The organism is Embleya scabrispora (genome assembly GCF_002024165.1).
GTDB lineage: Bacteria > Actinomycetota > Actinomycetes > Streptomycetales > Streptomycetaceae > Embleya > Embleya scabrispora_A.
This window is the reverse complement of record NZ_MWQN01000001.1, coordinates 1,134,712-1,155,759: the sequence shown is the minus strand read 5'-3', so window position 1 is coordinate 1,155,759 and position 21,048 is coordinate 1,134,712. Positions and strand designations below refer to the sequence as shown.

Here is a 21,048-nt window from a genome sequence, read left to right as displayed (position 1 = left end):
AGCATCGTGCCGGCCAACGCGACGACGGGGAATCGAGAACATGCTCATCTGGGGTTTCAAGACCATATTCAGAACACTTTCGGGGGGCGTCTTCCATTGCCCGCGGTGCGGAGGTGATCGGCAATATCACCTCAAGCAGGCCCGCCGCTGGTTCACGCTGTTCTTCATCCCGATCTTCCCGTACAAGCAGCAGGGCACCCACGTCGAGTGCGCGACGTGTGGCGGCACCTTCCACGACACCGTGCTGCAGGGCGCGACCAGCGCCCAGATCTCCGCGCAACTCGCGCAGGGCATGCGGGCGTTGGCGGTGGCCGTGCTGCGCGTGACAGGCATGCCGTCCACCGCGGCCCGCACCGCGGCCGCGGGTGCCGTGGCCGAGGCGGGCGTGACCGGGTACACGGTCGCCCAACTGGACGCGGACCTGGCCGGCGCGCCGGTCGACCTGCCGCCGATCCTGGTCCCGCTCGGTGACCAACTCCAGCCGCAGGGCCGGGAATGGCTGCTCTCCCGGGCGGCCCTGATCGCCGCGGCCGACGGCGGTATCGGCTCCGCCGAGCGGGCCCTGCTCGACCAGGTGGGCGGGCTGCTCCAGATGACCCCGGCCCACGTCATCGGCGTCGTCGAGACCGCGCAGCGCAACGTTCCGCGCGGCTGACCGTACGCCCGCCCGACCCGCCGAGGTCCCGCCTGCCCCGACGAACGGGTGCGCGGGACCTCGGCGTTCAGCGGGATCGAGGCGGTCGGGGGCGCCCGGCCGGATCCGGCGCGCCCCGATCGGCCAGGACCCGGCGGGCCTGGCGGCCCAGGGCGAGCAGGCGTCCGTCCGCCGTCCACACCGCGCTGTCGTCCAGGGCCCAGCCGTTGCCGGCGTGCTCGGTGCGCATCCGGACCAGCGCCCAGCCGGACACCGGGCCGTCGTCCAGGGCGTTGCCGAAGTGCACCGTCAGCTCGGCCGACGGGGCCGCCCTGGGCCGGGTCCACCGGGCGAACAGCGCGGGCGGCAGGGCGTCCGCCAGGATCACCACGGCCGCCGCGTCCAGTGCGCGCCGGTCGGCGAACCGGATCCACGCGACCAACTCCGGTTCGGCGGCGCCGGACAGCGGGAGGTTCGGCCCGGCCGGACGGATCTCCAGGTGGTCCCCGAACGCGACCAGGCCGGCCGGCAGGGCGAGCGGGTCGCAGCGGTCCGGCGGCGGCACGCTGGGCGCGGGGGAGCCGGCCTCGTCCGGCCCGGGACGCCGGGCACCGAAAACGGCCGAGCCGAACAGCACCGGGGCACCCTCCTGCGCGGCGCGGAACGAGGCGACCGAACTGCCGCGGCCGGCGTGCTCCACCGTGCCGGTCAGCCGGAACGGGCGCTCGTCCACCGGTCTGAGGAAGTGCGCGTTGATCGTCCGCGCCGACCGATCCGCGCCCGACCGCGCGACCACGTCGTCCCGCATCGCCTCCAGCGCGAGCGCCACCAGGCTCCCGCCGTGCGCACCCTCCCACGACCACCACGACCGGTCCACCGTGAACTCGCGCACCGACGAGGGGGTCGCCTGCGCCACCGTCGTCCCTGCCTGCTCCATGCCGGCACCTCCCGATAGCTGAGTTGGGAATCCAAACTCACTATATCCATCGCCCCGCCCGTCAGGTCGGATCGGGGGGCGTACGCGGTTCGTCACCTCCCGGAACCGGGAACCCCTGTTCCTCGCGGCCCAGTTGCCCGGTTCGGGTCGGTCAAGCGTGCCGTCGGGCCGGCCCGACGACCCGATTTCACCCTCCGGGCCGGGGAATTGGGGTCGCGGCGGGCAAAGTGACAGGTTGTTCGCCGTCGGCGGAGGGTTCGGGGCGTCCGGGTGGGTATCGAAGGAGCAGGTGGCGCGCGTCGCGTACACCGCGGCCTCTGCGCCGGACCGGGAACGACCAGGAGGACGCGGCCATGACACGGATCAGGATCGTCAAACGCCCCGTTTCCCCGCGGCCGCAGCCGCCGGCGGATCTGCGCACACCATCCGGGCGCCCGATGCCCTATTGATCCCGATGCCGACTCGGCGAGGGCCACCGGGTGCGGTGATCACGACTGTCGCGATCACCACACCCCACCGACGGGCGCCCGCACGGCGGCGCCCACGCCTCCGCGGCCCGCTCGACCGTCGCGGCCGCCGATACCGCTCGCCCCGATGTACCGCCGCGCCCCGGCGTCCGATGCCTCCCGCGTCGGCCGCTCCCGCCGGCTTGTCCCCGCTGTCTTGTCCCGCGCGCGTTCGCGGCCCCGGCGGCCCTGTCGCACGAGCGCTCTCGTCATACCCGCCGTGTCGACGGCCGAGCACGACGCGTACGGAGCGGGCCCGCGTTGATCGCATGGGCACCAGAGGTGGATCGACGCGCGTAACCCCGACGCGTCCACGCCCATCGGCCGCTCGCGGTCGATCGAAGGCACCGCACCCGCGGCCGCCCTGCCGCTCCTGCGTTCACCGGCATCCGGCTCATCCACACCGCCCTGCGCCGTGCGCCTCGCGCCTCGCTCATCTTGGGACATCGGTTGTATTCCGGGCGTACGGGGTTTGACCTGCTCTATGCCGGGGGGCGAGCGGAAGGCTTGATTCCTCTCTAGTCTGGGGCGATGAGGAATCGTCCCCCAAATGGCCCATGATGGTGGTCACGCGCGGAGTTTGGTGGGGTGTGTGCCGGTCGTCCGCGGCACGCGTGTCATGCTGTGCCGTCAAAGTTCTGCCGGATGGGGGAACGGCGGCCGTCCCGGGGGGAAATCGATGAAACTGGCCTTCCTGGTCGAGGAGCACTACCGCCATGACGGCATGCCGCTCGACGTGATCCGACAGCTCGACGCGTGGGGGCACCACGTCGACATCGTGCGTCCCGGCAGCTCGTTGATCGACCTGTCCGACCTGATCCGGGCCGGTTCGCACGACGCGTGGGTGCTCAAGACCGTCTCCGGCGGCCCGGGACTGGGTCTGCTCGAGGCCGCTGCGGCGCTCGGGCTCACCACGATCAACGACGCGCGTTCGATCCGGTCGGTGCGGGACAAGGCGGTGGCCGCGGTGATCGCGCGCGCGAACGGGCTGCCCATGCCGGACACCTGGTTCGCCGCCATCCCGGACCTGCTCGGCGCGATCCCCGCCGACCGCTACCCGCTCGTGGTCAAACCCGCCGACGGCAGCTCCGGCCGGGCCGTGCACCTGGTGTCCGGCCCCGAGGACCTGGCCGACCTCGCCGTCGAACTGGTCCACGAGGGGCCGTTGTTGGCCCAGGAGTACGTACCCAATTCCGGGCAGGACCTCAAGGTGTACTCCGTCGCCGGCGAACTGCACGCGACCGTGCGCCGCTCGCCGCTGCATCCGCAGCAGCCCGTCCGGGAGAGCCGGGTGCCGCTGCCGTCCGGAACGGCCGCGCTGATGCAGCGCATCGGCGCCACCTTCGGCCTCGACCTGTTCGGCGTCGACATCATCGAGGGGCCGGACGGCCCGATGGTCGTGGACGTCAACGACTTCCCCAGCTTCCGGTGCGTGCCCGACGGCGTCGCCCGAGTCGCCCGCGCGGTACTCGACCTCGCGGCCGGAAGCGCCGGCGTCGGCGTCGGGCCGGCCCACCACGGCACCGGCCTGGTCACCGCCGTCCGTCCCCCGCTGCGCGCCAGGTCCGTGGTCACCCCCGCCCGCGCCGCCGCGAGCCCGATCGTGGACGCCGCGCCGGCCGCGTACGTCGGCTGACGGGGCGCGTGCACACGTGCGGATCTGCCTCGTCACCGACCGCCCCGACCACCCGCTTCTCGCGGACGCGCGCGCCCTGTTGACGCCGCGTCACGAGGTCGTCGCGATCGATCCGGACACCGTCACCGCCGACCACCCGATCACCGCCGACGTCTACCTGCTCAAGGCCCGTACCGCCCGGGCGCTCGCGTTCGCCGAACGGGCCGAGCGGCACGGCGCGCGGGTGCTCAACTCGGCGGCGGCCACCCGCGCCTGCCAGGACCGGGTCCGGATGGCCGAGCTCGCCTGGACCGCCGGGCTGCCGTTCCCGGACACCACCGCCTTTGCCTCGCCCGCCGAACTGCTCGACACCGGTCCTGTCTTCCCGCTGATGGTGAAGAGCCGACACAGCCGCAGACACGACCTGGTGGCTCGGGTCGACGACGCGCGGGCGCTGCGGGCGATGGCCCGGGAATGGCCGGACGAGCCGATCGTGGCCCAGGAGTTCGTCGACAACGGGGGCTGGGACCACAAGTTGTGGGTGGTCGACGGGCACGTCTTCGCGGGCCTGCGCCGCACCGCGCTCGACGGCCCCGCCGACACCAAGCCGATCGCCCCGCAGGACCTGCCGACCGGCTGGGCCGCCCTGGCCCGCCGAGTGGGTGAGGCGTTCGGTCTCGACGTCTACGGCGTGGACATCCTCGAGGTCGACGGCGTCCCGTCGATCATCGACGTGAACGCCTTCCCCGGCATGCGCGATATGCGCGGCGCGCCCGAGGCCCTGGCGGAATTGGCCACCGGATCCGGGATGCCACGGAGTACCCGTATGTCGGCCGAGGCGCAGTTGTCCGCCTCGTGCCCGACCGGCGCAATGCGAGTGGAACGGGCAAAACCCATCCGCTGATCCGCGCGACTGCACACGTGTCGAAGAAGGTGCGCGCCGACCGCGGCAATCGACTGCGAAGATCGCCGGCGTGCCGATAGGTTACGGATCCGTCGCCGCTTCGGCGGATTCCGCCCCAACCTTTTGCGGGAAAGGCTGCACCATGTCCTTTTTTGATTTCTTTGCCACCTTCATGATGGGTGCCGGCGACTACCTGGATCCGTCCACGCTGCTCGTGCTCTTCGCCTGACCCCGCCGCCCCGCACCGCCTCTCGTCACCCGTCACCGTCGATGCGCCGCAGGGCGGCCCTGGCTTCGTCCGCCTCGGCCGTGGCGGACGAAGTGGCCGCCCCCAGGCGCTCATAGCCCGCCAACGCGGACGACCAGTGCGCGCGGGCGGCGGCCGCGCCGTCCATCGCCTCGGTGGTGCGCGCCAGCCCGGCCAGCGCCCGCGCCTCCTCCAGGACCGTGCCCAACCCGCGGGCCAGGTCCGCACTCGTGCGGTACTCCGCCCGCGCCTCGACCAGGTCGCCCAGATCGAAGTACGCCTGCGCGAAGCCCGCGGCGGCCCGCTGTCGGTGCAACCGATCGTCGATCCGCTCGGCGATCGCGCGCCCCCGGGCGAAGTGCGCGAGCGCCTCGCCCGGGTCGTGCATGGCCAGATGCGCGAGACCGACGTTGATCCGGGTGTCGGCCTCGGACCGCAGATCGCTGATCTGCCCGTAGACGTGCAGCGCCTGCGCGTAACGATGCAACGCGGCGTGCGGATTCCCACGCGCCAGTTCCACCTGGCCGAGATTGTTCACGAGGATCGCGTATTCGGCCTGCGCGTTGCTTTGGCGCGCCGCCTCCAGTGATTCCAGGTAATACCGCTCCGCATTGTCCGGATCATCCCGAAGCAGAAAGATCTCGCCGATGTTGTTGAGCACCTTCACCAATTCGCGCCGCTCGCCCAGCCGCTCGTAGACGTCCCGTGCCGCGAGCAGCAGATCCGTCGCCCGCTCGTATTTCCGCAGATGCCCGTTCAGTACACCCAGATGCAGCAGAATTCCGGCCCGGCCATGCGGACTGTCGATCTCCCGGTGCATCTCCAGGGCCCGATCCAGGTGATCCCGGGCGGCCGGGAAACGGCCCGCCCGCAGGTGTGTGGCGCCGATCTCGGCCAACGCCTCGGCCTGGCCGCGTCGATCCTTCGCGCCCTCGGCGAGCGTGAGCGCCTCGCTCGCGTCCAGGAAGGCGTCCTCGTGCGCGCCCAACCGCCACTGGATGGACGCCCGTTCGATCAGCAGGTGCGTCGCGGCCCGCGCCTCGCCCGGACCGGCCGCGCGCCATTCCGCGAGGGCGGCGGTGTACAGATCGCGCGCGAGCCCCCACGAACCCCACTTCAGCAGCGATCGAGCCAACACCTCGGCGAGGTGACGTGCGTGCTCGGACGCCACGCCCGGCACCGGTCGCGCCGCCGCGACCAGGTTGAACCGCTCCCGGTCCAGCCACTCCTCGGCCGCCTCGGGCGTCTCGAACGGGACTTCCGTGCGCGGTACGGGCACCGGCACCAGGCCCGATCGCCGCCCGTACGGATAGGCCAGCCGGTCCGCCCGATCGGCGAGATCCAGATACAGATCGAGAACCCGCGTGACCGCCTCCACCCGCTCGGGCGCGGAGTCCTCGCGATACGCCGTGTGCAGCGCGAAGTCGTGCACGAGGTCGTGGAAACGATATCGATCGTGCGCCGGCTCCTCCAACAGATGCGATTCCACCAACTCGTCTATTCCACGCGCGACTTCGTCCGGGCCCAGGCCACATATCGCCACCGCCGCGGCCCGACCCACATCCGGTCCCGGATGCAGCGCGAGGCGCCGGAAGACCAACTGCGCGACCGAACCCAGTTCCGTGTAGGACAGATTGAACGCCATCGAGATACCCGGCGGCGCGTCGATCACGTCCAATGTGCGCGGTGCCTCGGCCAGCCGGGCCGCCAGATCGCGCACCCGCCCCGCGCGATGACGAAACCGATTCGCGGTGAGCTGAATGGCCAGCGGGTGATTGCCGCACCGTTTCACGATCTCGGCGACCGGTGCGTGATCCGCGTCGGCCAACTCCCGGACCTCCTCGGCGATCCGGGTGAACAGGGCTGCCGCGTCGGCCGTGTTCGGCACCCGCAGGGACAACGAGCGCGCGCCTTCGAGATCGGTGAGCCGGCGTCGACTGGTCACCAGGACCCGACAGCGCGGACTGCCCGGCAACAACAGTCGTACCTGTGCGGCGTCGCGGACGTCGTCGAGCACGATCAACGCGCGCCGATCGGCCATGGTCCGGCGCCACTGCGCCGCCCGCAGATCCGGTGTGGCCGCCAGTTGCGGGCTCGGCACACCCATCTCGACCAGCAACGAGCCCAGTGCCTCGGCCGGTTCGATCGGCGACTCGTGCGCGTCGTGTGCGTGCAGATGCAGATACAGGCGCCCGTCCGGGTAGTTCGCCCGCATCAGGTGCGAGGCATGGATGGCCAGACAGGTCTTCCCCACCCCGGCGAGGCCGGAGATCACCGTGACCGGCAGCGCCGTCCCGACCTCGTCCTCGCGCAACAGCTGGGCCAATTCGGCACGACGGCCGATGAAGTGCCGGGTGTCCCGCAGCAGCGTGTCGGGCGCGCTCGGGACCGGCCGCTCGGGCAGGGCCTCGCGCGGCACGGATCCACCGGGCACCCGGGCGGGAACGGCCAGCGCCGGATCCCGGCGCAACAACCGGGTGTGCAGCCGCTCCAGATCCGGCCCCGGATCGGCGCCCAGTTCGCTGCTCAGTCGGGCCCGGGTGCGGCGATAGGTCTCCAACGCCTCGCCGTAGCGCCCGCACCGGTACAGCGCGAGCATCAAATCGGCCACCACCGGCTCGGCGACCGGATGTTGCGCGGCCAGGTCGCGCAGCTCGACGACGACTTCGGCATGACGGCCGAGCCCGAGCTCCAGGTGAACACGTCGCTCACGGATCTGTCGGCGCTGCTCCTCGAGGCCGCCCCGGATCGACTCGATCCACAACCCCGACAGCCCGGCGAACGGCTGGCCGCGCCACAGGCGTTCGGCCTCGCGCAACAACTCCGCGGCCAGCGCCGGATCCTCGGTGTCGTTGGCCCGCTCGCGCAACAGCCGAAAGCGACGGAAGTCGACCTCCTCGGGCTCCACCTGGAGCCGATACGTCCGCGAATCCGAGGACAGGCGGGCCGCGTGGCCGGTGTTGCGCAGACGCCGGCGCAGCCGGGACACGTAGGTGCGCAGCGTGTCCACGGAGGTGGGCGGCGGTTCGTCGTCCCACACCCGGGCGATCATCACGTCGGTCGAGACCGCGGCGCCCTCCGCGCCCAACAGCACGGCCAGTACGCATCGTTCCTTGATCGTTCCCAGGGGCTGCCGAGCGTCGTCCACCCACAGTTCCATCGGGCCCAGTGCCCGGATCGATAGCACCGCGTTATCCCCCCGCCCCAGTCCCTCCTGGCCAACGCGCCCGGTGCCGAGGTGTCGCGTGACCACTGTGGCACGTCCTGCCACAGGGCCACCAGAAGACGACGGCCGCGATCCGTCCGGAAATCGCCTATTCGCAAGCGGGCATTCCGGTTGCGCTCGGGTGATGCAACGTGACTGCCGGCAACCTGCAAGGAATTCACCCCACCGGCCGGGGATGTCCCGGTTGTCGGCGGCAACGGCCGTTTCGACCCCACAGATCCGCTCGGCCACGGGGGAACGGGGCCCGTCCGGTGGTGACGACGCTCATGGAGGCGCGAATGACGATCCTGTCCGGCAGCGAGCCCAGACCCGTACCGGTCCGACCGGACGCGGCGCGGTGGACGACCCGTTCGGCGGAGCGGGGGGTTCTGGTCGTGGTGCACAACGTCACGTCGGGACAACGCCTGATCGACGCGGTCAGTCTGCTCGAAGGAGACCTGCGGGTCCAGGTCTTCTTCACCATGGCACCGACGATCTTCACCTCGGGAGTCGCCGAGTTCCTGGACCGGCTCGGCGCCACCACGGTGCCGTGGCACCGGGCCGTCGACATGAGTTTCGACCTCGCGTTGGCGGCGGGACACGAGGGACTGGCCGAACTGGACGCGCCCGTGATCGTGATGGCACACGGCGCGGGACACAACAAGCTGGTCCCCGCACGGCGCGGCGGACGCAGGGTGGCCGCCCGCGGTACGTACGGACTGGCGCCGCAGGATCTGATCCGGGACGGCCGGTTGGTGCCCGCCACCATCCTGCTGGCGCACGCCGAGGAGTTGGCCCGGCTCGGTGCGACCTGCCCCGAGGCGGTGCCCGCCGCCGTGGTGGCGGGGGATCCCAACTACGACTGCCTGGTGGCGAGCCGGGCGCATCGGGCGCGCTACCGCGACGCGCTGCGGATCGCGCCCGGGCAGCGGCACATCGTGGTCACGTCCACGTGGGGCGGCAACTCGCTGCTCGGCCGCACCCCCGAACTGCTGCACCGGATGACCACCGAACTGCCCCGGGACGGCTACCGGGTGACCGCGCTGATGCACCCGAACGTGTGGAGCGGCCACGGCGCGTGGCAGGTACGGGCCTGGCTGGCCGAGGCGTTGCGCGAGGGCCTGGTGCTGATCCCGCCGGAGGACGACTGGCGGGGCGTCCTGGTCGCCGCGGACTGCGTGGTCGGCGATCACGGTTCGCTGAGCCTGTACGCCACCGCCACCGACGCCCCGGTGGCCCTGGCGACCTACCCCGAGGCCGACATCGATCCGGCCTCCCCGCTGGGCGACCTGGCGCGCTTCGCGCCGCGGATCCGGCACCGGCGCTCGATGCTCGCCCAGCTGTCCCGGATCCCGGCGGACCACCGGCGGGCGGACTACGCCCGGGTGGCCGCGCGGATCACCTCCCAACCCGGCTCCTTCGCGGGAAACATGCGCCACCTGATCTACCGTCACCTCAAACTCAAGGCCCCCGCCGCGCGTCCGAGGGTACGGATCGCCGACCTGCCGGGAGCACCGCGATGACGGGGTGCCTGCCGGGCGGGTCGCTCGGGGTCGGGGCGGTCTCGGTGACCGTGGTGGTGCGTGGTGGTGACGGCAGGACCGTGGTGGACGAACACGTGCGGGTCGAACTGCCCTCGCCTCGCGCGGCGTTGGCCGATGTGCTGGTGGTCGCCGAGGGTGGGCGGCCGTCGTGGGCGGGACTGGGGGAGCGGGATCGGGAGTTGGCGGCGGCGCATCCCGGGGCCCTGGTCACGCTGATCGTCCGCGGGCCGAACCTGGCCCTGGTTCGGATCGGTGCCGCGCCGCCGGGGCGGGTGCGGCGCGGCGACGCCGATCCGCCCTGGCCGCGCTACGCGTCGATCCTGCACGCGTTGACCGTCCTCGGCGCGTCGGGTCCGGGCTGAGCCGGACCGTCACCCCGGCGGATCGAGGCCGCGCAACCGCGCGCGTACCGTCTCGGCCGCCGGGGCCCGCACCGCGTCCAGCAGACCCAATGCCTCGCCGTACCGGTCCCGGGCGTCGGCGGGTCGCCCCTGTCGCTCGGCGGATTCACCGAGCGTGGTGAGCACGTGCGCCACCTCCACGCTCGCGTTGTGCCCGCGCAGCACCCCGAGCGCGGCGAGCAGATGCGGATCCGCCCGATCGGGTCGGCCGTCGGCCACCAGCCCTCGGCCGATCAGGGCCCGCGCCCGGGCGGCGTTGTACGCGTCGTCGACCCGCTCCAGCCCGGCATGTGCCGCCTCGGCGTGCGCGATCGCGTCGGCGGCCCGGCCCGCGCGCAGCGCCACATCCCCCCGATTGAAGCGGGCCAACGCGGCGGGACGCGGATCGCCGAGAGCCAGACACCGGCCCTCCGCCTCGCGAAACGCCTCGTCGGCCTCGTCCAGTCGGTCCAGGCCGAGCAGCGCCAGACCGGTGTAGTTGCGCGCCCTTGCCGCCCCCACCGCGTCACCGGACCCGGCGCACACCTCGGTCGCGGCGGCGAACATCTCCAACGCCCGGGCATGCCCGCCGCAGTCCAGTTCGCACAACCCGCCCGAGGTCAACATCCGTGATTCCGCGGCCGGATCGGCACAGGCACGGGCGGCGTCCAGCCCCAACGCGTGCGCCGCGCGGGCATCCTCGAAGTACTTGCCGCGCAGGAACAGCGGCCACAGCGCGTCGGTCAACTGCCAGACCACGGTGTGCAGGTCGGCATTGGCCGCGGTGCGGATCGCGGCGACCAGGGTGACCCGCTGTCGCTCCAGCCAGGCCAACGCCTCCGGGCCGTCGGCGAAGTCCACCCGAGGCACCTCGGCGCTCGCGTAGTCCCGGGCCAGCGACCGGTGTTGGGGTTCGAGCAGTTCCTCCGCGCGGGTGGCCGTGGCCAGATAGTGGTCCAGGATCGCGCGCAGGGTGCCCGTGCGTTCGGAGTCCGAGCGTTCGGACATCTTGTCCACCGCGTGTAGTCGGATCAGGTCGTGGAATCGGTAACGCTCGTCGGCGGTCTCGGTGAGCAGATTACGATCGAGCAGGTCCTCCAGGACGGCCGGCGGCCCGTTCACCGTCCGGGCCCCCAGCACCGCCGTTGCCACCGCCGGCCCGAAGTCCGGGCCCGGATGCACGCCGAGTCCGCGATACAGCCGCGCCGCCGCGGCCGGCAACTCGCGGTACGAGACGTCCAACGCGGCCCGGACGGTGTGGTCCCCGTCCAGGGCCAATGCGTCCAGGCGCCCGCGCTCGTCGGCCAGGGCACGCACCATCGTGGTGATCGGCCGAGTCGGCCGCGAGGCCAGCCGGGCGGCGGCCACCCGTACGGCGAGCGGGAGGCGGGCGCACAACTCGACCAACTCGGCGGCCTCGGCCGGTTGTTCGCGGACCCTGTCGTCGTTCATGGTGTCCGCCAGGAGCTGCACCGCGGCGGCATGGTCGAGCGGTTCCAGCGGCACCGGCACACCGCCGTTCACCAGCAGCCCCGACAACCTGCCGCGGCTGGTGACCACGGTGAGGTTGGCCCCGGCCGGCAGCAGCGGACGGACCTGGGCGGCGGTCGTGGCGTCGTCGAGCAACACCGCCAAGCGGCGGCCCTCGGTCAACGAGCGGTACAGGCCGAGCTGTTCGGCCGGGTCGCGGGGCACCCGATCCGCCGGGACCCCGAGTCCGCGCAGGAAACCGCCGACGATCTCGCTCGGCACGGCCGGACGTCCGCCGCCGTGGCCGCGCAGATCGGCGTACAGCCGGCCGTCGGGAAACGCGGCGTGCAGCCGACGCAGCCAGGTCAGCGCGAGCGTGGTCTTGCCGACTCCGGGCTGCCCGCCGAGCAACACGAGCCGCGTCCCGGCGGCGCACAGCCGGTCCAGCGCGTCCAGTTCGCGCACCCGATCGACCATCGGCGGGGCCGGCGGCAGTTGCCACGGCACCACGGCGGTGTCGGCGGGGCCGATGGAGACGTGGATGCCCCCGTGTACCGTGCCCGCCTGCACGCTGGGCCCGTGTACCGTCCCGCCGAGTTCGTTGTGGCTGCCCACCGCCGCCTCCGGCGACGGGCCGTTCCCGTGCCGATCGTCGACGCCCGACACGGTCCCCCCGTTCGTCGCGACCGAAACCGCCCGTACGCGTGGCCGAATCCGGCCCCGGCGGACGGGCCGGCACACTGGATGTTTGTCGCCGGACGAGATCGCGAAACATTTCGCGCGGATTCGCGGGGCTTCGTTCCCCCCGGCGCCGACGCCGGCGCCGGGAAGGGCCGGTCGTCCGGCCCGGAAGTCGCCGCGAGAAGGCCCGAGACTTTCCGCCCCGACGCCTCAACTCCGCTTCGACAACAGCCGTTCCAGATCGGCCAGGACATGGTCCGCAGCCGTGTAACCGGTGCTCACCATCCAGTATTCGTCGTCCACCTCGTGCGCCCTACCGGCCTTGACCGCGCTCAGCGTCTTCCACAGCGGGCCGCCGGTGACCTTGTCGTGGTCGGTCTTGTCCTTCGGACCGTACGTGGCCACGAAGATCACGTCGCCGTCCGCCTGTTCGATCCGCTCGGCACTCACCTCGACCATGAAGGTGTCGACGTTCTGCGCGGCCGGGCGGCCGAGGCCGACCTCGCTCAGGACGCCGCCGACGAACGTGGCCTTCCCGTACAGCCGGTTCTGGCCCGCGACGAACCGCAACACGCTCACCTTCACCGCGCCCGGGTCGCCCTGCGTGCTCCCCAACGCCTTGGCCCGCGCGCCGAACGCGGCCACCACCCGGTCGCCCTCGGCCTTCTTGTTCAACGCGTCGGCGTCGAGCAGGAAGTTCTGCCGCCACTGGGTGCCGGCCTGCTCCGAGAAGACCACCGGGGCGATCCGGCTCAGCGCGTCGTAACGATCGGCGTCGCGGACCAGGTTGCCCAGGATCAGATCCGGCTTCAGCGACTCGATCACCTCCAGGTTCGGCGCCCCGATCGCGCCCACCTCCTTGATTCCCGCCGTCTTGTCGCCGTGGTACTTCGGGAACCCGGCGCCGGGACTGCCCACCACCGAGCCCACGGGTTTGACGCCGAGGGTCAGTGCGGTGTCCAACTCGCCCATGTCGAGGGTGACCACACGCTTCGGCGCGACGGGGACCTTGACCACACCCTTGGCGGAGCGCACCTCGCGGGTGTCCGCCGAGCCGGACCTGGCACCCTTGTCGCCGTCGGCACCCTCGGAGGAGCACCCGGCCAGGACGAGCGCGGCGACCACGCCCAAGGCGGCGGCGACGCGGGACAGGGAGGCGGATCTCATCGGAACTCCTCGAAGGACGGCGGCGGGCGGCGACCGTGATCGCGCACGACCGGCGGGCCGAACGGGAAGCGCGTTCGCTACCCGATCTCTCGGGGTTGCCCCGGAACCACCATCGGCGCACCCGTGACCGGGCAGGGGATCACCACACAGTCGAGCCCGAAGACCTCGCCGACCAGATCGGCCGTGACGATCTCGCCCGGCGCGCCCTGCGCCACGATCGCGCCGGAGCGCATCGCGATCAGGTGATCCGCGTAGCGACACGCCTGGTTGAGGTCGTGCAGCACGGCGACCACCGTACGCTCGCGCGTGACGTTGAGTTCGCGGACCAGGTCGAGCACCTCCACCTGATGGGCGATGTCGAGGAACGTGGTCGGCTCGTCGAGCAGCAGGATCCCGGTGCCCTGGGCGAGCGCCATCGCGATCCACACCCGCTGCCTCTGCCCGCCGGAGAGTTCGTCCACGTAGCGGTCGGCGAGTTCGACCACGTCGGTGCGCCGCATCGCGTCGGCCACCACGTCCTCGTCCTCGTCCGACCACTGCTGCCACCAGCGTTGGTACGGCTGCCGGCCGCGCGCGACCAGGTCGGCGACGGTGATCCCCTCCGGCGGCACCGGGCTCTGCGGCAACACGCCTATCCGCCGAGCGATTTCCCGGGTGGGCAGGTCGCGAAGCGCCGCGCCGTCGAGCAGCACGCTGCCGCCGACCGGCTTGAGCAGCCGGCCGAGCGAGCGCAACAGGGTGGACTTGCCACAGGCGTTCGGGCCGACCACCACGGTGACCTTGCCCGCGGGCACCTCCAAGTCCAGGTCGCGGACCACGATCCGGTCCTCGTAGCCCAGGGTGAGCTCCCGCGCGGCGAGCTGATGGGTGGTCACGAGGCGCCTCCGGAACGGGATCGGGTCAACATCCACAGCAGGTACGGGCCGCCGACCGCGGCGGTGAGCACGCCCACCGGCAACTCGGCGTCGGAGATCAGCATCCGCGCGCCGATGTCCGCGATCACCACGATCAGCGCGCCGAGCAGCGCCGAACACACCAGCGGCACCTGGGGGGTCCGGGTCAGCCGGCGGGCCACCTGCGGCGCCACCAGGGCGACGAAGTCCACCGGCCCGGCCGCGCCGGTGGCCACCGAAGCGAGCAACACGCCGACCACGACCAGGCCGAGCCGGATCCGGCCGAGCCGGATACCGAGCGCGATCGCGGTGTCGTCGTCGAAGCCGGCCGACCTCGACGCCCGCGCGGCCCACACGATCGCCGGGGTCAGCGCGAGCAACACCCAGAACAGCGGCTCGCCCTGGGACCAGCCGCGCCCGTTCAGACTGCCCGACATCCACACCTTGGCCTGCTGGGCGAGGGCGATGTCGGCTTTGGTGAGCAGCAGGTTGGTGACCGAGTACAGGGCCACCGACACGCCTACGCCGATCAGTACGAACCGCTGCGCGTTGAGCCCGCGACGCCAGGCCAGCACGTACACCAGGAACGCGGCGATCGTGCCGCCCGCCACGGCGGTCAGCGGAGTCGCGGTGGGCCCGCCGTAGCCGAAGACCAGGCCGAACACCACGGCCGCGGCGGCCCCGTGCGAGACGCCGATCACGTCCGGGCTGGCCAGCGGGTTGCGCGCCACGGTCTGGATCAGCGCGCCGGCGATGCCGAAGGACAACCCGACCAGGAGCCCGACGGTGGTGCGCGGCAGCCGCAACGTCTCGACCACGAAGCTGTCGTCGGCGCCGACGAGCACCGCGAGCACGTCGCCGGGAAGGATGAAGCGCTCGCCCACACACAGGCTGAGCAGGAATCCGGCCGCGAGCAGCACCGCGACCACGGTTGTCACCACGACGGAACGACGATGCAGCAGGAACGAGAAGCTCGGGCGACGGACCAGGACGTGACCGTACGGGTGGTAGTTCGCGCGGCTCGGGGGGTTCGTGAGGCTTGGGTGGCTGAGGTTGCTGAGGTTGCTGTGGTTGCTCGGCCGGTTCATCCGGACACCACCGGCTTGCGGCGCACCAGCGCGACCAGGATCGGCACGCCGATCAGCGCGGTCATCGCGCCCACCTCGACCTCGGCGGGCGGGAACAGGACCCGCCCCAGCACGTCCGCGACCAGCAGCAGGATCGGCGCGAGCAGCGCGGACATGGCCAGCACCCACCGGTGATCGGTGCCGACCAGGGCCCGGGCGGCGTGCGGAACGGCCAGGCCGACGAACGAGATCGGCCCGGTCGCGGCCACCGCGACACCGGTCAGCACGGTCGCGCCGAGGCCGCCGATCACCCGGATCCGGTTCACCTTGTGGCCCAGGCCCTTGGCCACGTCGTCGCCGAGCGCGAGCGCGTCCAGACCGCGCGCGGTGGCCACCACCAGGAGCACGCCCACGCCGAAGAACGGCAACATCTGCCAGGCCACCTCGTCGGTACGCCCGGACAGCGAGCCGACCAGCCAGAACCGGTACTGGTCCAGGGTGCCCTGATCGGTGGTCAGCACCATGGTGATCACCGCGCCGAGCGTCGCCGCCAGGGCCTGCCCGGACAGCGCCAGCTTCACCGGGGTGGCGCCGCCGCGCCCCCGCGCCGCGACCGCGTACACCAGTACCCCCGTGCACAGCGCACCGGCGAAGCCGAACCACACGTAGCCGGTCAGGCTGCTCACCCCGAACACCGCGATCGCGGTCACCACGCCGGCGGCGGCGCCGGTACTGATGCCCAGGATCCCGGGCTCGGCGATCGGATTGCGGGTCAGCCCCTGCATGCAGGCGCCGGCGATGCCGAGGGACGCGCCGACGAGCAACGCCACGACGGTACGCGGCACCCGCATCGAGTTCACCACGATGGCGTCGGTGGAGTCGCCGCCGTGCACGAGCGCGTCGAGCACCACGCTCGGGGCGATGCCGCGACTGCCCACGGCGAGGCTGAGCAGACACGCGGCGGCCAACACGAGCAGCACCGAGACCATCAGGAGGGCTCGGCGCCGCGTTGTTCGACCCCGCGTCGGGAGGACGTTCACTGGAGCAGGTTAGGCTGACCTAATATGTCCGGCCCAGTCGGGGGGCGGGTTCGGCACGGGGCTCACGCAGGGTCGCCGCACGACTGCGCCGGCCGCTCACGCGGACCGGTCATCGCGCTGGGTGCGGATGCGCTCGCCCTCGGGTCCGTTGCCGACGAGATCGTCGACCTCGGCGACGGCCTGCTGCTCCCGGCGTTCGGGGACGGACACGCACACCCCCTCTTCGGCGGCCTCGAACACTTCGGGCCGCGGATCAAGGGGCTGACCGGTGTCGACGCGATCGCCGCCGAGGTGGGGCGCCAACCTGGCGTTGCGGGGCGATCCGGATCGTTGGCGCGCGCAGCGGGCCGAGTTCGGCGCGGCGCGGGCGAGGGTGGCGGCCGAGGGCGGGCCGCTGTCGTCCGTGCGGACGGTGAAGTTCTTCGCGGACGGGGTGATCGAGGGCGGCACGGCGGCGATGTTGGCGCCGTACTGCGATGCGCCGCACAGTCGCGGACTGCTCGACTCGGGCGCGCCGGTGTCGTTCGGCAGCGACTGGCCAGTGAGTTCGCACCGGCCGATGGAGGGCGTCCAAGTCGCGGTCACCCGACGGACGTTCGAGGGGATGCCGGAGCAGGGCCGGGCGCCGCACGAGTGGTTGACGGTGGATCAGGCGCTGGACGCGGATAGCGACGGGGCCGCCTATCAGGCGTTCGCGGACGACCGGCGGGGCCTCGTGGTGGGCGCGGCGGCCGATGTGGTGTGGCTGGACTCGGATCCGGTGGGGTGGACCCGATGATGCTGCGGGAGGTCGCGGTGCGGGGGGACGTGGTTGGCGGGGGTGCGGACGTACTGAGCGGCGGGTCGCCTTTCGATTGTTGGGTAACTTTCGGATGGCTGCGCATATTTGGTCGGCGAGTGACCCGTTCGAGTGAATCGAAGGGGTATTCGGGCCAAAGCCGGTGATTTGGCGAGACGATCGCTGCCATGAGCGCATGGGGTCGGGCGCGCCGGTGGGGGTGCGTGGTCGGGGCGGGGGCCTTGTTGGCCGCTCCGGCGAGTGTCGCGTGGGCGGGGTCGGGTGCCGGCGGTGGGCATACGCCCGGCGCGCATGTGGACGTGTGCGTTTCGATCGGTGGATCGCCCGGGGCGAGTGTTCGGGTCGATGTGACGCCGGCCACCGGTCCGCCGATCGGGGGGATCGGACTCACGGTCGATTTCAGGTTGTTGCGCAACGGGTCCTGTCGACCCACGTCCAGCCCCAAGCCGTCGCCGACACTCACGAAGCCCAGGCCCACCACGCCCAAGCCGACGCCGCCTCCGACGAAGCCGACACCGGTGCGGAGCACGCCGCCTCCGCCGGTGGAGCGCGCGACGCCGATGGCGGTGGTCGTACCCAAGGCGACGCCGCCTCCGGTGCGGACGACGCCGCCGCCACCACCGCCGAGCACGCCGCCGCCGGTGGCGACCCCGCCGCCGCTGCAACCGATCGCGGAGCGGCGGTCGTTGGCCCGACCGGCTCCGTCGCCGCCTCCGGTGCGGGGGAACTCGCTCGTCACCACGACGTTGCTGATCACCGCGCCCGCGATTCTGGCCGGTGCCGCGCTCAAGCCGCGTGGCCGGGCGGGGGCGCGCGGATCGGGCGGTGGCGGGCGTGGCTGAAGCGCCGAGTTCGGCGCTTCCCCGGCTTTAGACCCACTGGATCCTTTGCCTTTTTTGCCCCGGAGGTCATCCGTGACGCATTGGGTTGTACTGGCACTCGCGATGATCGCGGTGTGCGCGGTGGTCCTCTCCGTCGTCGTGCTCAAGCAGCGGCGGTTGCCGGATGACGACGACCCGTCGGCCACGCCGGACGTGCTCGAATACATGACGATGATGATCGGTGTCGTCTACGCGATCGTGCTCGGTCTCGCGATCGCCGCCGTGTGGGAGGGGCGGGGCGCGGCCGAGGACGAAGTGCGGCACGAGGCACAGGCGTTGCACGAGGTGAGTGAGCGGGTCCGGGTCTATCCGCCGCAGGTGCGCGATCAGATCCGAGCGGACATCGACGCCTATGTGAAGTATGTGGTCAAGCACGAGTGGGGCTATATGGCCGACCACGGCGAGTTGTCCCCGCGCGCGTCACAGCTGTTCGAGACCGTACGCAACGAGGTGACGGACTACGCGCCGCAGGGCGACCAGGAAGCGCAGATGTACCAGCCGATCCTGGACCAGGTCGCGATCGCGGACGACGCGCGGCAGGCGCGCGGCGGACAGGCGGGCGCGTCGATGCCGGGGCTGGTGTGGTTCGGCCTGATCATCGGCGCGATCGTCACCGTCGGGATGATCTTCACCTTGCAGATTCGCAGATCCGCACCGGAGTTGATCGTTGCGGGGTTGTTCAGTGCGTTGATCGCGTTCCTGTTGTTCCTGATCTGGGACTTGGACGCCCCCTTCGGGCAGGGGATGACGGCGGCCTCGGACGCGTTCGTGTCGTTGTTCCCGGGAGCGAAGTAGGGGCGGGGGAGAGGAGGGCCTTGATAACGGGCCCGCCGTGCGGCGCGATCACCTGCTCGGCGAGCCCGTCGTCGATCGTTCGGCGGATCAGTGCACCTCGGTGCGGATGACGCGATAGGTGCCGACGGCCAGCGGGGTCAGCAGCCAGATGGCCATCGTGGCGGCCACTCTGGCCCATTCGACACCGCTGATGCCGGTGTCGTAGAGCGGGTCGAGGGCCGGGCCCGGGTTGACCCAGCGATTGACGGACTCCATCGCGGAGACGAGGTCGGACAGGATTCCCAACACGCTCGGCACCATGAACAAGGCGACGATCGCGAGCGGGGCGTTCAGGAACAGCACACCGAACGCCACGCCCAGGATGATGCTCAGGATCGCGGCGAGCAGCACCGAGGCGAGCATCGAGCCGGGGATGGACCAGGTTCCGGCGCCTCGGTCGGTGAAGCCCGCGACCGCCCGACCGAGCGTGGCGCACACCAGCCCGAACACGACGCCGAACAGGGCCAGGACCACCCCGGCGGCGACCTTCGCGCCGAGCACGCGACGGCGATCGGGAACCAGGGCGAAGGTGGTCAGGGCCGTGCGCTGGGACCATTCGGAGGTCACCGCCAGGATCCCGATCACAGGGAACAACACCGCCACGCCGGCCTGGGAGGAGGTGAGGAACGACCGCCAGGTGCGATCCTCGTGGGGCGCGGCGGTCAGGGTCACTACGACGAGGGCAACGGCGGCGAGCGCGACCACGGCCAGCAGCCAACGACCCGCGCGGGTGTCGGTCATCTTGCGCAGCTCGATCTCGGTCAGCCGGAGGAGGGTCGGCGCGGCGACGGGTGCGGCGATGGTTGCGGTGTCGGGTGTGGCGGTGATGGTCACGACGAGACCTCCTGCGGGGTGGAGCCGAGTCGGCTCAGGAACATCTCCTCTAGTCCTTCGTGTTCGGCGGGGCGCAGTTCGCGCAGTACGACCCCGGCATTCGCGGCGGCGCGGCCGACGGCATCGGCCGAGGCGTCGACCAGGAAGGTGCCGGCCGGGTCGGTCGGGTGGTGGGACAGTCCGGCCGCGGTGAGCGCGGCGTGCAGCGCGGCCGGATCGACGGCGGCGACCAGGGTGCCGGCGGGGGCGGTGAGGAGTTCGCCCTTCGTGCCGTCGGCCACGACGCGACCCTTGGCGATCATCACGATGCGATCCGCCACCGCCTCGATCTCGCGCAGTTGGTGCGAGGACAGCAGGACGGTGCCGCCGCGGTCGGCGAAGTCGCGCAGCAGGGTGCGCATCTGGAAGACCCCCTCGGGATCCAGGCCGCTGGTGGGCTCGTCCAGGATCAGGACGGCGGGGTCGCCGAGCAGGGCTTGCGCGACGCCCAGCCGCTGACGCATCCCGAACGAATAGCCGCCCACCCGACGCCGTGCCGCGGGGCCGGACAGGCCGACCAGGGCGAGCAGTTCGCCGACGCGGGCCCGGTCCACGTCCAGGACGCGGGCACAGAGGGCGAGCGTCTCGCGCCCGCTGCGCCCCGCGTGCTGGGCACTGGCATCCAGCAACACGCCGACGTGACGCCCGGGATTGGCCAACTGCCGATACGGGACACCCTGGATAGTCGCGCCCCCCGAAGTCGGCGGCGTGAGGCCGCAGATCATCCGCATGGTGGTGGACTTCCCCGCCCCGTTCGGCCCCAGGAACCCGGTCACGGTCCCCGGCTCACACCGAAAGGAAACCCCGTCGACGGCGACGTGCTCCCCGTAACGCTTGGTCAATTGCTCGACACAGATCATGCCCCCAGCCTGACCACCCCAGACGGCCCCCCACAGCGCCCAACAGTCCACACTCGGCAGCCTTGGTCTACACCTCACCCAACCAAGGACACCCCGGAAACCCCCGGGTGACGTGGCCGGTTACACCCGAAGGAGGGGGAGCGCCTGAACGGAGGGCCGGGGCGGAGGGCTTGAAGGAGGGGCGTGGCCGGAGGGAGCACTTGAGGCCACGCCGGCGCGAGGTGGGGTGGGGTGGGCGGGGTGGGCTGGAGCCGGGGCGCGGGCGCTGGGCGGCCCGGATCCTCGGGCGAGAAGCGTGTGTTGCCTGGGGAAAGGCGGTGGCGGTGGCGGTGGTGGCAGGCCGGGTGGGCGGTCGGGTCGAGTGCGCCGGGGCGCCTTCCCGGGTGGGTGGGGTGTTTCCGGTGGGCGTTGCGTTTGTGGTTGCGGGTGTCCGGTGCGGGGTTGGTCCGGCGCCAGAGGTCGGCCGCCGCCAGCGCTCGGGGCTCCGAGACCGGAGGCTCCCGACGAGACG

General features: G+C 72.0%; 18 protein-coding genes. 9 read left to right on the top strand and 9 right to left on the bottom strand.

The window, feature by feature from the left end:
• The first annotated feature begins 40 nt into the window (after positions 1–40).
• Positions 41–655, top strand: coding sequence for a zinc ribbon domain-containing protein (locus tag B4N89_RS05150; protein WP_078974669.1), 615 nt, complete (start codon positions 41–43; stop codon positions 653–655).
• Between the two features lie 67 nt (positions 656–722).
• On the opposite strand, the gene B4N89_RS05145 is transcribed toward B4N89_RS05150, so the two are convergent.
• Positions 723–1,571 carry an acyl-CoA thioesterase gene (locus B4N89_RS05145; RefSeq protein ID WP_078974668.1) on the bottom strand — a complete coding sequence of 283 codons (849 nt, stop codon included), beginning with the start codon at positions 1,569–1,571 and terminating at the stop codon, positions 723–725.
• Positions 1,572–2,756: 1,185 nt separating this feature from the next.
• Here B4N89_RS05145 and B4N89_RS05135 point away from each other — a divergent pair.
• From B4N89_RS05135 to B4N89_RS49620, 3 genes are all read left to right on the top strand, one after another.
• Entirely contained in the window at positions 2,757–3,713 is a 957-nt protein-coding gene (locus tag B4N89_RS05135) for an ATP-grasp domain-containing protein (RefSeq protein ID WP_078974666.1), read from the top strand.
• Positions 3,714–3,729: 16 nt separating this feature from the next.
• Positions 3,730–4,596: an ATP-grasp domain-containing protein gene (locus B4N89_RS05130; RefSeq protein ID WP_078974665.1), complete on the top strand. Its 867-nt coding sequence runs from the start codon at positions 3,730–3,732 to the stop codon at positions 4,594–4,596.
• A 70-nt stretch (positions 4,597–4,666) separates the two neighbouring features.
• A complete protein-coding gene (locus tag B4N89_RS49620) occupies positions 4,667–4,825 on the top strand; it encodes a hypothetical protein (RefSeq protein ID WP_161500624.1) in 159 nt (52 codons plus the stop codon).
• Positions 4,826–4,850: 25 nt separating this feature from the next.
• Here B4N89_RS49620 and B4N89_RS05125 read toward each other — a convergent pair whose 3' ends face one another.
• A complete protein-coding gene (locus B4N89_RS05125) occupies positions 4,851–8,030 on the bottom strand; it encodes an AfsR/SARP family transcriptional regulator (RefSeq protein ID WP_161500623.1) in 3,180 nt (1,059 codons plus the stop codon).
• Positions 8,031–8,347: 317 nt separating this feature from the next.
• Here B4N89_RS05125 and B4N89_RS05120 point away from each other — a divergent pair, with 317 nt between their 5' ends.
• On the top strand, positions 8,348–9,571 hold the full coding sequence (locus B4N89_RS05120; RefSeq protein WP_078974663.1) for a hypothetical protein: 1,224 nt from the start codon (positions 8,348–8,350) through the stop codon (positions 9,569–9,571).
• Positions 9,568–9,954: a hypothetical protein gene (locus tag B4N89_RS05115; protein WP_078974662.1), complete on the top strand. Its 387-nt coding sequence runs from the start codon at positions 9,568–9,570 to the stop codon at positions 9,952–9,954. The genes B4N89_RS05120 and B4N89_RS05115 overlap by 4 nt, the downstream gene beginning before the upstream one ends.
• 9 nt (positions 9,955–9,963) lie before the next feature.
• Here the strand turns inward: B4N89_RS05115 and B4N89_RS05110 are convergent, their stop codons facing one another.
• The 5 genes from B4N89_RS05110 to B4N89_RS05090 all read right to left on the bottom strand — a co-directional run bounded on the left by B4N89_RS05110 (position 9,964) and on the right by B4N89_RS05090 (position 16,239).
• A complete protein-coding gene (locus tag B4N89_RS05110; RefSeq protein ID WP_235618473.1) occupies positions 9,964–12,108 on the bottom strand; it encodes an ATP-binding protein in 2,145 nt (714 codons plus the stop codon).
• A gap of 225 nt (positions 12,109–12,333) precedes the next feature.
• A complete protein-coding gene (locus B4N89_RS05105; protein WP_078974661.1) occupies positions 12,334–13,290 on the bottom strand; it encodes an ABC transporter substrate-binding protein in 957 nt (318 codons plus the stop codon).
• Positions 13,291–13,367: 77 nt separating this feature from the next.
• Complete coding sequence (locus B4N89_RS05100) at positions 13,368–14,165, bottom strand: ABC transporter ATP-binding protein (protein WP_078974660.1); 798 nt, start codon at positions 14,163–14,165, stop codon at positions 13,368–13,370.
• Positions 14,162–15,271: a FecCD family ABC transporter permease gene (locus B4N89_RS05095; protein WP_078974659.1), complete on the bottom strand. Its 1,110-nt coding sequence runs from the start codon at positions 15,269–15,271 to the stop codon at positions 14,162–14,164. Before B4N89_RS05095 ends, B4N89_RS05100 begins: the two co-directional genes overlap by 4 nt.
• Positions 15,268–16,239 (bottom strand): FecCD family ABC transporter permease, encoded by a 972-nt coding sequence (locus B4N89_RS05090; protein WP_078974658.1) that lies wholly within the window; start codon positions 16,237–16,239, stop codon positions 15,268–15,270. The genes B4N89_RS05095 and B4N89_RS05090 overlap by 4 nt, the downstream gene beginning before the upstream one ends.
• Positions 16,240–16,558: 319 nt before the next feature.
• On the opposite strand from B4N89_RS05090, the gene B4N89_RS05085 reads away from it, so the two are divergent.
• From B4N89_RS05085 to B4N89_RS05075, 3 genes are all read left to right on the top strand, one after another.
• Positions 16,559–17,068 carry an amidohydrolase family protein gene (locus tag B4N89_RS05085; RefSeq protein ID WP_078974657.1) on the top strand — a complete coding sequence of 170 codons (510 nt, stop codon included), beginning with the start codon at positions 16,559–16,561 and terminating at the stop codon, positions 17,066–17,068.
• A gap of 581 nt (positions 17,069–17,649) precedes the next feature.
• Positions 17,650–17,931 carry a hypothetical protein gene (locus B4N89_RS05080; RefSeq protein WP_143657845.1) on the top strand — a complete coding sequence of 94 codons (282 nt, stop codon included), beginning with the start codon at positions 17,650–17,652 and terminating at the stop codon, positions 17,929–17,931.
• 72 nt (positions 17,932–18,003) lie between these two features.
• Positions 18,004–18,765 carry a DUF4239 domain-containing protein gene (locus B4N89_RS05075; protein ID WP_201260787.1) on the top strand — a complete coding sequence of 254 codons (762 nt, stop codon included), beginning with the start codon at positions 18,004–18,006 and terminating at the stop codon, positions 18,763–18,765.
• A gap of 87 nt (positions 18,766–18,852) precedes the next feature.
• Here B4N89_RS05075 and B4N89_RS05070 read toward each other — a convergent pair whose 3' ends face one another.
• Together B4N89_RS05070 and B4N89_RS05065 are read right to left on the bottom strand one after the other, a co-directional pair.
• On the bottom strand, positions 18,853–19,638 hold the full coding sequence (locus tag B4N89_RS05070) for an ABC transporter permease (protein ID WP_235618472.1): 786 nt from the start codon (positions 19,636–19,638) through the stop codon (positions 18,853–18,855).
• The gene (locus B4N89_RS05065) at positions 19,635–20,537 is read right to left on the bottom strand and encodes an ABC transporter ATP-binding protein (protein WP_078974654.1); all 903 of its coding nucleotides are present in this window, start codon (positions 20,535–20,537) and stop codon (positions 19,635–19,637) included. The genes B4N89_RS05070 and B4N89_RS05065 overlap by 4 nt, the downstream gene beginning before the upstream one ends.
• Positions 20,538–21,048 lie beyond the last annotated feature (511 nt).

Excerpts from the sequence above, each read along its gene's own strand:
- B4N89_RS05150 (WP_078974669.1), top strand. The coding sequence starts at position 41 with ATGCTCATCTGGGGTTTCAAGACCATATTCAGAACACTTTCGGGGGGC.
- B4N89_RS05145 (WP_078974668.1), bottom strand. The coding sequence starts at position 1,571 with ATGGAGCAGGCAGGGACGACGGTGGCGCAGGCGACCCCCTCGTCGGTG.
- B4N89_RS05135 (WP_078974666.1), top strand. The coding sequence starts at position 2,757 with ATGAAACTGGCCTTCCTGGTCGAGGAGCACTACCGCCATGACGGCATG.
- B4N89_RS05120 (WP_078974663.1), top strand. The coding sequence starts at position 8,348 with ATGACGATCCTGTCCGGCAGCGAGCCCAGACCCGTACCGGTCCGACCG.
- B4N89_RS05115 (WP_078974662.1), top strand. The coding sequence starts at position 9,568 with ATGACGGGGTGCCTGCCGGGCGGGTCGCTCGGGGTCGGGGCGGTCTCG.
- B4N89_RS05105 (WP_078974661.1), bottom strand. The coding sequence starts at position 13,290 with ATGAGATCCGCCTCCCTGTCCCGCGTCGCCGCCGCCTTGGGCGTGGTC.
- B4N89_RS05095 (WP_078974659.1), bottom strand. The coding sequence starts at position 15,271 with ATGAACCGGCCGAGCAACCACAGCAACCTCAGCAACCTCAGCCACCCA.
- B4N89_RS05090 (WP_078974658.1), bottom strand. The coding sequence starts at position 16,239 with ATGGTCTCGGTGCTGCTCGTGTTGGCCGCCGCGTGTCTGCTCAGCCTC.
- B4N89_RS05080 (WP_143657845.1), top strand. The coding sequence starts at position 17,650 with ATGGCGGTGGTCGTACCCAAGGCGACGCCGCCTCCGGTGCGGACGACG.
- B4N89_RS05065 (WP_078974654.1), bottom strand. The coding sequence starts at position 20,537 with ATGATCTGTGTCGAGCAATTGACCAAGCGTTACGGGGAGCACGTCGCC.